12 protein-coding genes are annotated in these 13,027 nt (G+C 72.6%); 6 read left to right on the top strand and 6 right to left on the bottom strand.

Features of this window, described 5'->3' with window-relative positions; all coding sequences use genetic code 11:
• Positions 1-20: 20 nt before the first annotated feature.
• The 3 genes from F4554_RS16650 to F4554_RS16640 all read right to left on the bottom strand — a co-directional run bounded on the left by F4554_RS16650 (position 21) and on the right by F4554_RS16640 (position 2,423).
• Positions 21-671, bottom strand: a complete 651-nt coding sequence (locus F4554_RS16650; RefSeq protein ID WP_179788271.1) for a LysE family translocator — start codon at positions 669-671, stop codon at positions 21-23.
• A gap of 100 nt (positions 672-771) precedes the next feature.
• Positions 772-1,506, bottom strand: coding sequence for a class I SAM-dependent methyltransferase (locus F4554_RS16645; RefSeq protein ID WP_337796078.1), 735 nt, complete (start codon positions 1,504-1,506; stop codon positions 772-774).
• Positions 1,503-2,423, bottom strand: coding sequence for a phosphotransferase family protein (locus F4554_RS16640; RefSeq protein WP_179788269.1), 921 nt, complete (start codon positions 2,421-2,423; stop codon positions 1,503-1,505). Before F4554_RS16640 ends, F4554_RS16645 begins: the two co-directional genes overlap by 4 nt.
• Positions 2,424-2,710: 287 nt before the next feature.
• On the opposite strand from F4554_RS16640, the gene F4554_RS16635 reads away from it, so the two are divergent.
• The 4 genes from F4554_RS16635 to F4554_RS16620 all read left to right on the top strand — a co-directional run bounded on the left by F4554_RS16635 (position 2,711) and on the right by F4554_RS16620 (position 7,196).
• Positions 2,711-3,850, top strand: coding sequence for a Gfo/Idh/MocA family protein (locus F4554_RS16635; protein WP_179788267.1), 1,140 nt, complete (start codon positions 2,711-2,713; stop codon positions 3,848-3,850).
• Positions 3,851-3,948: 98 nt separating this feature from the next.
• Positions 3,949-5,553, top strand: coding sequence for an amidohydrolase family protein (locus F4554_RS16630; protein ID WP_179788265.1), 1,605 nt, complete (start codon positions 3,949-3,951; stop codon positions 5,551-5,553).
• Complete coding sequence (locus F4554_RS16625; protein ID WP_179788263.1) at positions 5,550-6,899, top strand: alanine racemase; 1,350 nt, start codon at positions 5,550-5,552, stop codon at positions 6,897-6,899. Before F4554_RS16630 ends, F4554_RS16625 begins: the two co-directional genes overlap by 4 nt.
• 51 nt (positions 6,900-6,950) lie before the next feature.
• The gene (locus F4554_RS16620) at positions 6,951-7,196 is read left to right on the top strand and encodes a hypothetical protein (protein WP_179788261.1); all 246 of its coding nucleotides are present in this window, start codon (positions 6,951-6,953) and stop codon (positions 7,194-7,196) included.
• A 75-nt stretch (positions 7,197-7,271) separates the two neighbouring features.
• On the opposite strand, the gene F4554_RS16615 is transcribed toward F4554_RS16620, so the two are convergent.
• Positions 7,272-8,030, bottom strand: a complete 759-nt coding sequence (locus tag F4554_RS16615) for a Clp protease N-terminal domain-containing protein (protein ID WP_179788259.1) — start codon at positions 8,028-8,030, stop codon at positions 7,272-7,274.
• A 109-nt stretch (positions 8,031-8,139) separates the two neighbouring features.
• Complete coding sequence (locus F4554_RS16610) at positions 8,140-10,122, bottom strand: N-acetylmuramoyl-L-alanine amidase (RefSeq protein WP_337796077.1); 1,983 nt, start codon at positions 10,120-10,122, stop codon at positions 8,140-8,142.
• Between the two features lie 270 nt (positions 10,123-10,392).
• Between F4554_RS16610 and F4554_RS16605 the strand changes: the two genes are divergently transcribed.
• Positions 10,393-11,127, top strand: coding sequence for an MBL fold metallo-hydrolase (locus tag F4554_RS16605; RefSeq protein WP_179788256.1), 735 nt, complete (start codon positions 10,393-10,395; stop codon positions 11,125-11,127).
• A gap of 109 nt (positions 11,128-11,236) precedes the next feature.
• The gene (locus F4554_RS16600) at positions 11,237-12,247 is read left to right on the top strand and encodes an aldo/keto reductase (RefSeq protein ID WP_179788255.1); all 1,011 of its coding nucleotides are present in this window, start codon (positions 11,237-11,239) and stop codon (positions 12,245-12,247) included.
• A gap of 30 nt (positions 12,248-12,277) precedes the next feature.
• Here F4554_RS16600 and F4554_RS16595 read toward each other — a convergent pair whose 3' ends face one another.
• On the bottom strand, positions 12,278-12,934 hold the full coding sequence (locus F4554_RS16595; protein WP_179788253.1) for an MBL fold metallo-hydrolase: 657 nt from the start codon (positions 12,932-12,934) through the stop codon (positions 12,278-12,280).
• Between the last annotated feature and the right edge of the window lie 93 nt (positions 12,935-13,027).

Below are 13,027 nucleotides of genomic sequence, written 5' to 3'. Positions count from 1 at the left end.
GAAGGTCGCTATGCGGCAGGTCACGGAGCGGCCAGTGCGCGGGACCGGTCCGCGGCGATCCGTACCGCCAGCCCGGCGAGCACCGTCCCCATGAGGTAGCGCTGCACCCGCAGCCAGGCCGGCCGCCGGCCGAGGAAGGCGGCCAGCGACCCCGCGCTGAGCACGATCAAGGCGTTCACCGTCAGCGCCACGGTGATCTGCGTCAACCCGAGTGCCAGGCTCTGGCCGGCCACGTGACCGCGCGCGGGGTCGACGAACTGCGGCAGCAGCGAGACGTAGAGGATCGCGATCTTGGGGTTCAGCAGGTTCGTGACGAAGCCCATCGCGAACAGCCGGCGCGGCGGGTCGATCGGCAACACCTTCGGCGCGAACGCCGACTCACCGCCGGGCCGCACCGCCTTCCACGCCAGCCACAGCAGGTACGCCGCACCGCCCAGCTTCAGCGCGGTGTAGAGCGCGGGCACCAGCGAGAAGACCGTCGCGAGTCCCGCCGTCGCCGCGAGCAGGTAGACGAGAAACCCGGCGGCCACGCCGGTCAGCGACACCAGGCCCGCGCGGCGTCCCTGGGTCACCGAGCGCGAGACGAGATAGATCATGTTCGGTCCGGGCGTGAGGACGAGGCCGAGTGCGACGGCGGCGATCCCGAGCAGGGCGTGTGGGCTGGTCGGCATGTCTTGGCAAGTTCACCCGCCCGCGCGGTTATTCCCGGGCGGTCCGCCACGGCCGGATCCCGTCCGGCGCCGCGGGGTAGCCGTCGGGAGCCCCTGGGGTTCAGTCGGAGGCGCGGTCCTCGACCAGCCGCCACACCGTGGTCTGCTTGGCCTCGGCGTCCTCCAGGGTCACCGGCACCGGCATCCGGTACGACGCGACCGCGACGAACCCGTCCGGCGGCAGGTAGGTACGCCCCGGGTCACCGACCAGGACGCGGGCTCCGCCTGCCCGTGCCCGTCGCAGGAACGGCAGCATGCGGGCAGCGGTGGCGCGTTCGTAGAAGATGTCGCCGGCCAGCACCACGTCGGTGTCGACCGTCGGCTCGGCCAGCAGGTCACCGAGGTGCCCGGTGAGCTGTACTCCGTTCGCGGCGGCGTTGCGGTGGATCGCCGCGAGGGACAGCGGATCGAGGTCGTTGGCGGTGACGGCGGCGGCGCCGGCCTGCGCGGCGGCGATCGCGACCAGTCCCGAGCCCGAGGCCAGGTCGAGTACCCGCGCACCGGCCACCTCGTCGGGATGGTCGAGGAGATACCTCGCCAGCGCCTGCCCGCCGGCCCAGGCGAACGCCCAGAACGGCGGCGGTGAGTCGGTGAGGCCGAAGGTGTGTTCGGTCTCCTGCCACAGCCCGATCGCGTCGTCGGCGAGGTGGAGGCTGACCTCGGGCACCCCGGGCACCGGCCGCAGCAGGGTGTGCGCCCGAACGAAGTGGAGGAACTCGTCGGTCTCCGCGCTCAGGTCGGCGCTCGTGTCGGAGTTCGGGACGGCACTCGCGGCGGGGTTCAGGTCGGCGTTCACAGCTGGGCGACCGTTCGGGCCAGCCAGTCCTCGAAGCGCGTCCACTCCGCCCGGGCCACTGGCGACGACGGTTCGGGTGCGTCGAGCAGTCCGTCGCAGGTGTCCAGCAGATCCCAGTACGGATGGTGCGCGTCGGCCACGCCCATCCCGCGGTAGAGGGCCAGGAACTGTTCGGCTGCCTCGCCGCCGTAGCGCCCGGCCAGGTTGAGCCGCATCCGGGCCAGGTCGATGCCGCGCGGACCGAGGCAGCCGGTGGTCCAGTCGACCACCCCGACCAGGCGGTCGCCGTCCCACAGCGTCTGGCCGGGGTGGTAGTCGCGGTGGATGAATCCCAGGGTCGCCGGCGGCGGTCCGGCGGCCACCACGTCGAAGACCCGGCTCCACAGCCGGGGTGCCGCCGACCAGGCCGGCGGTCGGCGGTCGCCGTCGCGCTGGCGGTCGTAGTAGGGCCGGTACGGCGGAAGTGCCCGTACGACAGGGAGGTCCACGGCGTGGATGAGCGCGAGGGTCTCCGCCAGCTGCGCCAGCACGGTCCGGTCGGCGCGCGCCGGCGGGCTGCCGGGCACGCGGGTGGTGAGCAGCGTGGGTACGTCACACATCGTCGGCGTGGTGTCGGCGGCCACGAGGCGGGGCGCGGGTACGTCGGTGCTGCCCAGCAGACCGAGCACGGTGGCCTCGTTCGTGGGGGCGTACCACGGGTCGGTGCGCAACCGGTCAGTGCGGTGGAAGCGGCGCAGGGTGAGGCGGTGCAGAACGCCGGTGGCGCTCAGGACGTCGACCGCGTGCAGGGCGGTCGAGTCGACACCCATCAACCGCACGGACGCCACCAGGCCGCCTGGGCCGGTGACCTCGCGTACCCACCGAAGCGTTGCGCCGGACGGTGGGGGTGCGCCGTCCGGCCGCTGATCGACACTCATCGCGTGCCTGAACGTTACCGGCGGGCTCGCGGCGCTCGACCCGGCCTCGGCGCCGCTCTCGTTCCGTCACCGTACGGCTGCTCCCGGCGGCAGACTGGGAGGAGGTGCGCGGCCGGCTCGGTCGACCGCGCCGACGCCCGCGCCGACGCCCGCGCCGACGATGCGGGTGAGCGGTGCCGCCGGTCCTGGCGTGGCGTTGAGCATGCCCAGCGATTGGCCTACACTTCCGGTCCGGACTGAAAACCATCGCCCAGCGTCAAGGGATCGACAGGATCGACAGGAGCGACATGGACTCGACTCGCCCGGCAACGACGCCGGCACCGAGCCCGACACCGGCGCTCAGCCAGGCTCCGGCGCCCGGCCACGCCCCCGGCCAGGCTCAGACGCTCGCGCGCAGGCGCGTCGGCCTGGTCGGTCTGGGCAGCATCGGTGTCACCCACGCACGGGTCCTCGCCGAGCTGCGGTCGGAGGTGGAACTCGTGGCGGTGAGCGGGGGAGCGGACACCGACCTCGCCGAACTCGGCTGGCCCCGGGCCACCAGGGCCGACCCCGCCGAGATCCTCGCCCGAGGCGACCTCGACCTGGTGGTGCTCTGCGGGCCGACCCCCACCCACGCGCCGCAGGCGCTGGCTGCCCTGCGTGCCGGCCGCAACGTCGTGGTGGAGAAGCCGCTGGCTCTGGACGTGGCCGCCGCGCAGGAGATCGCGTGGGAGGCGGCCCAGTCCGGCCTGCTGGTGTCGGTGATGGCGCAACGCCGGCTGGAGCCCCAGCACCTCGACATCAAGCGCCGGCTGGACGCGGGCGAACTCGGCCGGCCGCTCCTCGGCGAGACGTTCGTCCACTGGCACCGCGACGACGACTACTACGCGCGCGCCTCGTGGCGGGGGCGACAGGAGAGCGGCGGTGGTTCGGTGATGAACCAGTCCGTGCACAACATCGACCTGCTCCGCTGGTTCCTCGGCGCTCCGGTCGAGGTCACCGCCCAGTCCGCGACGCTGGGACACGACCCGGCGGTGATGTCGGCCGAGGACACCACGGTCGCCACGCTGCGGTTCGTCTCCGGTGCGCTCGGCGTGGTGGTCTCGTCCACGGCTGTACTCCCGGGCGATCCGGCGTGCCTCACCCTCCGCACCAGTACGGGCACCATCGAACTCACCCACGACAAGGTCACCCGCTGGGACCTGCCCGGCGTACCCCCTCCACCGGACACTCCACCGAACGGCGGACCGGCCGGCGGCGCGCAGAACCCGGCCGCGATCGGCCTGGCCGGTCACCGGGCGCAGTGGCGCGACATCCTGGACGCGTTGCGGGAGGACCGGCCGCCGGCCGTCGACGTCACCGACGGCGTGAAGACCGTACGCCTGCTGTGCGCGATCTACTCCGCCGCCGCGACCGGCCGGGCGGTCCAGCTGCATCCCGAGCCCTGACATCCGGGACGCCTGCCCGGTATCGGCTCGGACCGGATAACCTCGGCCGCGAGGCCACCAGCCGGTGGCCCCGGGCGCGCGGACGCGGCGAGGTGTGAGTGAGCGAGTACGACATCCTCCTGACCGGCGGCACCGTCGTGGACGGCACCGATCCGGGCGGCCCTGCCGGTGACGGCGGCAACGGAGAAGGTCCGCGACGCGCGGACGTCGGCATCCGGGACGGCCGGATCGCCGCCGTCGGAGACCTCGGCGACGCCGTCTCCGCCCGGACCGTGCTGGACGTGACCGGCCGTTACGTTCTCCCCGGCTTCGTCGACTCCCACGTGCACGCCGACGCGGTGCTCACCCGCCCCGACGTCCAGGAGGCCATGCTCCGGCAGGGCGTCACCTCGGTGGTGCTCGGCCAGGACGGCCTGTCGTTCGCGCCCGGCTCGGCGGAGACGGTGGCCTACGTCGCCCGCTACTTCGCCGCCGTGGACGGTACGCCGCCGCCGGAACTCGCGGACGGTTGCACCGTCGCACAGCTGCTGGACTTCTACGACCGCAGGACGCCGGTCAACGTCGCCTATCTCGTACCGCTCGGCACCGTCCGGCACGACGTGCTCGGCCCCGACGACCACCCCGCCGGCGACCGGTTGCCCGAACTCGTGCGCCTGGTCGAGCAGGGTCTGGACGAGGGCGCGGTCGGGGTGTCGACCGGGCTGGAGTACGTCCCCGGCGTGTTCGCCGACTTCGACGAGCTCGCCGCGCTGTGCCGGGTGGCGGCCGCGGTGGGTGTGCCGTACGTCAGCCACCTGCGCAGCTACGACGGCGGCCACGCGCCCGGCATGGTCGAGGCCCGCGACCTCGGCCGGACGACCGGCGTCCCGATTCACGCCTCCCATCTGCGCGGGCGGTCCGAGCCCCTCCTCGCCCACCTCGCCGACTGTGCCGCGGACGGTGTGGACGCGACGTTCGACGTCTACCCGCACATCTACGGCAACACCATCCTGGCGATGAAGGCGCTGCCGCCGCAGGTGCAGGGAGGCGGAGTGGAGGCGACCCTGCGCCGGCTCGCCGACCAGGCCGTGCGCGCCGAGCTGCGGGCGAACTGGTTCCCGCGGGTCAGCGCCGACCTGGCGCCGGCGATCCTCGGCTACGTGTCGGGGGAGAAGTTCCGGTGGGCGGAGGGACGTACGCTCTCCCAGGCGTGTGCGGAGTCCGGGCTGGACCTGCCCGACCTGCTGTGCGACCTGTTGCTGGACAGCGACCTCGCGGTGGGCGCGATCATCCCGGCCCCCGGCGGTGACGAGTCCGACCTGCGGGCGATGCTGCGCGACGACCGTCACGTCGGCTGTTCCGACGCCATCTACCTCGGCGGCCATCCGCACCCGCGCGGCTGGGGAGCGTTCGCGCGTTTCCTCGGCCGGCACACCCGCGAGCTCGGCGACTGGACCTGGCCGCAGGCCGCGTGGCACCTTGCGGGGCATCCCGCCCGGCGGTTCCAGCTCGCCGACCGGGGCCGGCTCGCCGAGGGCGCGGTCGCCGACGTCGTGGTGGTCGACCCCGAGCGGGTCACCGACCAGGCGACGTACGACCATCCGAGGCAGCTGGCCGACGGGGTGGACGACGTACTGGTCGCCGGCGAGCTCGTGCTGGCCGGCGGCGAACTCACCGGCGCGACCCCCGGACGCGCCCTGCGACGAGGAGAAGCCGGCCGATGACCGCAACCCCCGACGACCCGTCCGCTCCCGGCGCCGCGAAAGCTTCCGGGGCCGGCATCGCCTACGACGCGCAGGTGCTCGACGCCACCCTGGCGGCGCTGCGAGAGCGACCGATCGGCCCGGCGGAGAAGGCATTCACCGCCCTCGCCCCGCTGACGCCGGCGGACCTGGTCGAGCGCAAGGCCGGGTTGCGTACCGGAGAAATCACCTTCCCGTTGATGGTGCTGCGGGAGACGGCGCTGGCCTCGAACGTCACCACGATGGCCGCCTGGTGCGCCGAGCGTGGCGTGGTGCTCGCACCGCACGGAAAGACGTCGATGTCGCCGGAGGTCACCGCGCGGCAGCTGCGGGCAGGCGCGTGGGGAATCACCGCGGCGACGATCGGGCAGGTGCGCGCATACGCGGAGTGCGGTGTACGCCGGATCCTGCTGGCCAACCAACTCGTCGACCCGGCCGGCATCGGCTGGCTGGCCGCGGCGACGACCGCCGACCCCGACCTCACCGTCTACGTCTGCGTCGACAGCACCGAGGGCGTGGCGCTGCTGGACGAGGCGCTGCGCGCGCACGCCGCGAGCCGGCCGCTGCCGGTGCTCGTCGAGATCGGCGTACCCGGCCGGCGTACCGGCGCGCGCGGCCACGACGCCGCGATGGCCGTTGGCCGGGCCGCTGCCGCCGCACCGATGCTCCGGGTCGCGGGCGCGACGGGTTACGAGGGCGTGCTGGGGCACGGGCGCGACGAGGTCGCGCTCGCCGCCGCCGCGGAGTTCTGCCGGGAGGTACGCGCGCTCGGCCTCGCGCTGCGCGAGGAGGGCCTGGTGGATGTGCCCGACGGCCGGCTGCTGCTGTCCGCGGGCGGGAGTACGTACTTCGACGTGGTCGCGCAGGAGCTGACCGGCGTACCGTCGTCGACGGTGGTCGTCCGCAGCGGCGGCTACGTCACCCACGACGAGGAGTTGTACGGCCACGCCACCCCGCTGCCCACCGGAGGCCGGCCGCACGAGTTGCGGGCCGCGCTGGAGGTGTGGGCGTACGTCCTGTCCCGGCCGGAGCCGACCCGGGCGCTGGTGGGTGCCGGTCGGCGGGACGTGCCGTTCGACGTCGCGCTGCCGTCGGTAGGTGCGGCCGTGGGGCCGGACGGCCGTCGCCGGGATGTCACGGGCGTACGCGTCAGCGCCCTCAACGACCAGCACGCGTTCCTCGACCTGCCGACGGAGGCCGACCTGGCCGTCGGCGACCTGGTGCGCTTCGGGATCTCCCACCCGTGCACGGCGTTCGACAAGTGGCGGCTGGTCCCGGTCGTGGACGAGGAGGACCGGATCGTCGAGGTGGCGCACACGCTGTTCTGACCGCTGTCCGGCCGCGGTTCGGATCCGGCCGCGGCCGGGTACCCACCGGGCATGCGCAAGCCACGCCTCGTTCTCGCCGCCCTGCTCGTCCCGGCCGCACTCACCGTCGCCGCCAGCGCTCCCACCAGCGGCCACAGCATTTCGTTCAGGGACTACGACTCCGGCCACGGGTGGACAAGGTCGGACCAGTGCGCCAAGCCGCTGACCGAACGCGACGGCGGCTGGACCTGCTACGTGGGTGACCCGATCTCGGACGACCCGGCGTCAACCCCGGATTGGCGTCAGCCCGGCGACTGACCATGAGTCGGTTGCCGGGCTGACCTGCCCACGGTCGCCGCCCAGCAGAGCGTTCCCCGGGCGGACCTCCAAGTGCTACGCCCGCTTGCGGGCGGCGCGCTTGACCGCGGGGCGCTCGGCGGTCTGTGCGGACTGCCGGCCCACCTCGTCGCGCAGGGCGGTGTAGTCCAGCCCGGCCTCGGCGAGTGCCTGGCCCGCCGGAGTGCGCGGGTCGCTGGTCAGGGCGAGAAGCACGTGCTCGGTGCCGATCTCGCCACGGCCCAGCCGAAGCGCCTCGCGCACCGCGACGTCCAGCGCCCGAACCGATGCCCGGCCCAGCGGGGGGTTCTTCGTGACCCGGCGCGGACCCTCCGCGGTGAGCCGTGATCGCGCGGCCTTGCGAGCGTCGGCCACCCGCACACCCGAGGCCTTCACCGCACCGACCGCGCCACCGCTGCGGTTGTCCAGCAACGCCAGCAGCAGGTGCAGGTCGTCGACGTACCGGTGGTGGTGGGAGACCGCCAGCTCGCGGGCCGCCGCAAGGGTCGCGGTCGCCCTGGTGCTGTAGGGGAGAGCGGCGCGACTGCCCGCCGCCTCCACGTCGACTCCCTCAGCCGGAACGAAGCGCTGCTGAGCCGCCTGCCGGGTGACGCCGAGCGCCGCGCCGATGTCGGTCCAGGACGCACCCTCGTGGCGGGCCTGGTCGACGAAGTGCGCGACCACGTGCTGCGCAAGGGCATCCAACCGGGTCGCCGCCGACCGAGCGGCACCGACCCGCTCCAGCGGAGTGGCCTGGGTCTGTTCGCCTTCGACCGCGGCGATGATCTGGTCGAGATCCAAGTCGTTGACAGCCATGGAGACAGACTGGTTGGATGATCGCCCTATGTCAAGCGGACGTTGACATAGTTGGCCGCACCCAGCCGGACCGCCGAGTTCAGTTGAGTTCGGTCAAGTTCGGTCGAGGTCAGTTGCCGGGAGACACGAGGTCGACGTCGTCGGCGAGCACGTAGCCGATCCGATGGCCGAACTGCACCTGGTAATAACGCAGCTGTCCACGAATCACCTGGTGGTCGGCGGGGTCGAAGGTCACCGCACGGTAGTACTCCGCCTCCGGCTGCATCCCCAGCACGTACTCCTGACCGGCCGGCCAGGTGTACTGCAACGGCACCAACGGCTGCACGGGAACGTCCGACGGATACGCGGAGGCCTCGGGGTAGGCGCGACCGTAGATCTGCACCGAATCCTTGCCCTGCTTGGGCTTCACCAGTGTCGCCTTCGTCCACACCGCGCGCGGAGCGTCGGCGGGGTTGAAGAACCACCCCTTCTGGCCGAGGTACCAGATCGCGGTCCACTCCACACGCACCTCCGCGACGGCGTACTGCTGCCCGGTGGAGACCCGGCTGCCGATGTCGGCGACGTTGGTCGTACTCACGCCGTTGGGCGGGTTGCTGCCCACGTCCTTCAGCAGAGGAGCGTTCTGGCGGGGTTCGGTGTGCAGCAGCAGCGCCGACGAGGGCCATGCCCGGCAGCGGCGTGGTCGGCCCTCCGACGGCGGGCCGGGGTTGTCCTCGCAGTTGGTGAAGATGGGCCGGTTGGTCGCGGGGTTCGGCTTGATGGTCACGACGCCGGAGGCGGCCGTGGCGTTCTGGGTGAACGGTGCGCCGAGGAGCTCGAAGTAGTGGCCCCAGTCCCAGTAGGGACCCGGGTCCCAGTGCATCCCGGCCACGTAGGCCGGAGTGATGCCGGGTACGTTGTCGTGGCCCAGGATGTGCTGGCGGTCCAGCGGGATGTCGTACTTCGCGGCGAGGTATCGCACCAGGGAGGCGGAGTTGCGGTACATCACCTCGGTGAACCAGTCACCGCGCGCGGCATAGCCCTCGTGCTCCAGGCCGATCGACTTCGCGTTGACGTACCAGTTGCCCGCGTGCCAGGCGACGTCCTTGGTGGGTACGTGCTGGGCGATGTGGCCGTCGCTGTCGCGCAACGTGTAGTGCCAGCTGACGTACGTCGGGTCCTGGACGAGGTTCACGGTGCCGGCGTAGCTGCCCTCGGTGCTGTGGATGACGATGTAGCGCACCTTCTGGCTGTTCGGCCGGTCGGCGAGGTCGTGGTTGCCGTAGTCGCCGTCGCCGAACTCCTGGTAGGGCGCGGGAATCCACTCACACCCGAGGTCGGCGGGGCACTCCGGCGTATGTGCGGCGTTCGTGGTCGTGCGCAAGCCCAGCTTGCGCAGCCAGGTGCGGTCGGCGCGTACGCCGGTCGGCGCCAGGGTGACCCGCTGGCCGTCGTCGGTCGTCCGGCTCGCGCCCGTACCGATCTGGGCGTAGACGTCGTCGGCGAACGCGCGGGCCGCGGTCTGCTCGGTGGCACCGGAGTACGCCGCGACCGCGCCGTACCAGTCGCCCGGGTCGGTGGCGCCCGCTCCGCCCAACCGGCGTTGGTACTCCGCGAGCACCGCCGCGCCGCCGCGGATGTTGGCGGCCGGGTCGGTGCGCAAGGTGGCCTTGCGCACGCCGGTCAACCGGGCGGCGAGGTCGACGGTCCGGAACGCCGGGCCACTGGGCGTCCTCGTCGCACCCGGACGCGCGGGGTCGCCGCGTTCGCCCGGAGCCGGCGTGCCGTCGTGGGCCGTGGCGGCGGCCAGGTCGGTCAGGTGCATCGGGCCGTAGCCGCCGGCCATGGAGGGCCGCCCCTTGTGGGCATCCCAGCGCGTCTCGAGGTAGGACACACCGAGCAGCACCGGCAGCGGTACGGCGTACTCCCGCGCCGCCTGAACGAACGCCGCCTGGCGGGAGGCCGAAACCCCTGCTGTGGTTGGGTCCTGGCCACTCTGGGCGCTCTGCCGGCCCTGGACGGCCGCACTCGGGACCGACGCTCGCGCACCGACGGCGGGCACCCCGCTCATCGCCAGTGCCGCCGCGGCCACGGCGGCGGTGGCGACGCCCACGCGCAGGGACGGCGACTTCCTCGGGTTCCTTTGGTTCCTCGGATACTTCCGGCGCATCACTGACCTCCCCGTCAGCCACGCGGCACAGGCCCTCGGGTGCATCAGGCCGCGCAATGTCGCGCTCAGCGTTATCCCACCCACCGAGTCGCGTCAATGGATTGCGCACATCCGGACGTCTGCGCAGGTATTTTCCCGGACCGACTCGGCCGCGAAACTCCGGGGCACTCGGACCGGCCCCGCGCCGGCGCCGGCTGCCCTACCGTGGTGCGAATGAAGGCAACCACCGTGGTTCCGGGCGTCTACCGCATCAAGCACGGGTTCGTCAGCTCCTACGTCGTGGAGTCCGACGACGGTCTCGTCCTGGTCGACACCGGCGAACGCAAGGACGACGAGGACATCGCCGAGGGCCTGCGGCAGCTGGGCCGGGAGGCAGCGCAGATCCACCACATCCTGGTGACGCACCACCATGCCGACCACGTGGGTGGCCTGGCCGCGATGGTGCGGCGCACCGGCGCGTCGGTGTACGCCCACCCGATCGACGCCGCTGTGGTGCGTGGCGACACTCCACGGCAGTGGCCGCAGTGGGAGGGCATCGTCGCCAGGGTGCTCGGTCCCCTCGTCGTGCGACTGACCGCCAGGAGCGGGGAACCCGAGCCCGCGGCGGTCGACATCGAGGTCGGCGAGGGGCACCGGCTGCCGTTCGCGGGCGGCATTCGGGTGATCCACACGCCGGGCCACACCCGCGGGCACCTGTCGTTCCTGCTCGAACGCGACGGCGGGACCCTCCTCGTCGGCGACGCGGCGGTCAACCTCGCCGGCATCCGCTCGCCCGCCGGCCGGGCAGGGGAGATCGTCACCGAGGACATGCCCGCGGCGGCGCGAAGCTTCAGCCGGCTCGGGGAGCTCGACTTCGAGAAGGCCGTGTTCTGCCACGGTGAGCCGATCCTGTCCGGTGCGTCCGAACGCTTCCGGCGGAAGGCAGGTCGCGGGCGCGGCCGTTCCTGACGCGCCCGGGCTCCCACGGCCAGGCGCCCGGACGGGTGCGAATTGGTCCGGGGAACGGCGTCGCGATCGGCCCGTCCGCACGGGCTGATCCGCCCGTAGGGTCTGGCCCATGGAACACCGATATCTCGGCCGAACAGGCCTGCGGGTCAGCGAACTCTGCCTCGGCACCATGACGTTCGGGCAGTCCACCGACGAGGCCACCAGCCACAAGATGCTGGACCGGTTCGTGGAGGCCGGCGGGACGTTCGTGGACACCGCCGACGTCTACGGCGCCGGCTCCAGCGAGGAGGTCGTCGGCCGCTGGCTGTCGTCGGCGAACCGCGACCACATCGTGCTGGCCACGAAGGTGTACGGGCAGATGGGGCCGGGCCAGAACGACACCGGCGCCGGCCGCAAGCACATGATGGCGGCGGTGGAGGCCAGCCTGCGCCGGCTCGGCACCGACTACATCGACCTGTACCAGGTGCACGTCTTCGACGACGGAACGCCGATGGAGGAGACGCTCGGCACCCTCGACCGGCTGGTGCAGAGCGGCAAGGTCCGGTACGTCGGAGCCAGCAACTACACCGGCTGGCAACTGCAGAAGTCGGTCGACGTCGCCCGGCACAACGGCTGGGAGCCGTTCTCCTGCCTGCAGCCGCTGTACAACCTGCTCGACCGCGACGCCGAACTCGAACTCGTCCCAGTCTGCGAACGTGAGGGCCTCGGTCTGATCACCTGGAGCCCGCTGCGCGGCGGCTGGCTGTCCGGCAGGTACCGCCGCGGCGCGGGTAGTGCGGCGGCCGGCTCCCGAGTAGCGGAGGCGAGCGGCAACGACAACGGCGAGAGTTGGGAGCGGTACGCCAACGACCGCACCTGGACCGTCCTGGACGCCCTGCACGACATCGCCGAGTCGACCCGCCACACCGTCGCGCAGGTCGCGCTGCGCTGGCTCGTGCAGCGGCCCGGGGTGACGGCGCCGATCATCGGCGCCCGGACGCTGGAGCAGTTCGACGACAACCTCGGCGCGGCCGGCTGGTCGCTGGGTCCTGAGGACATGGCCCGGCTGGACGAGGCGAGCGAGTTCACCCGCCCCTATCCGTACGCCCTGCTGCGGTCGTTCGTCCGCCGGCCAGGCTGAGCCGCCGTTGTCGAGCCGAACCCTGCTGCCTCACCAGCCGCGGGCGCGCCACTCCGGCAGGTGAGGCCGCTCGGCGCCAAGGGTGGTGTCGGCGCCGTGGCCGGGGTAGACCCACGTCTCGTCCGGCAGCCGGTCGAACAGCTTGTGCTCCACATCGTCGATCAGCCGGGTGAAGTCCTTCCTCGACCCGTGGGTGTTGCCGACGCCGCCGGGGAACAGGCTGTCGCCGGTGAACAGGTGCGGGCGCCCGCCCGGTTCGTCGTAGCACAACGCGACCGAGCCGGGCGTGTGCCCGACCAGGTGGGTGACGGTGAGGACGCAGGACCCGACGCGGATCTCGTCGCCGTCGTGCAGCGGCTCGGTGGTGGGCACCTTGATGCCGGGCGCGTCGTCGACGTGGGCGGCGGTCGCCGCGCCGGTCCGCCGCACGACCTCGGCCAGCGCCTGCCAGTGGTCGCCGTGACGGTGGGTCGTGACCACCCGGGCCAGCGGCGCGCCGCCGAGCAGGTCGATCAACGTGCCGGCGTCGTCGGCAGCGTCGATCAGGACCTGCTCGCCGGTCTCCCGGCAGCGCAACAGGTAGGCGTTGTTGTCCATCCGGCCCACCGAGACCTTGGTCAGGGTCAGCCCGGCGAGCTCCCGGACCGCGGGGGCGCCGCCAACCTTCACATTTCCGTCGTACGCCATGGCACGGACGGTAGCGCACCACAACGCACCAGGTGACCCACCGCAAAGTAACCCGCCGCTATGTGACCCACCAGGTGCCCGGGAGCGGGTGGG

This window comes from Actinopolymorpha rutila (genome assembly GCF_013407855.1).
Lineage (GTDB): Bacteria > Actinomycetota > Actinomycetes > Propionibacteriales > Actinopolymorphaceae > Actinopolymorpha > Actinopolymorpha rutila.
The sequence above is the reverse complement of the archived record's forward strand: the minus strand, read 5'-3'. Positions and strand labels throughout refer to the sequence as shown.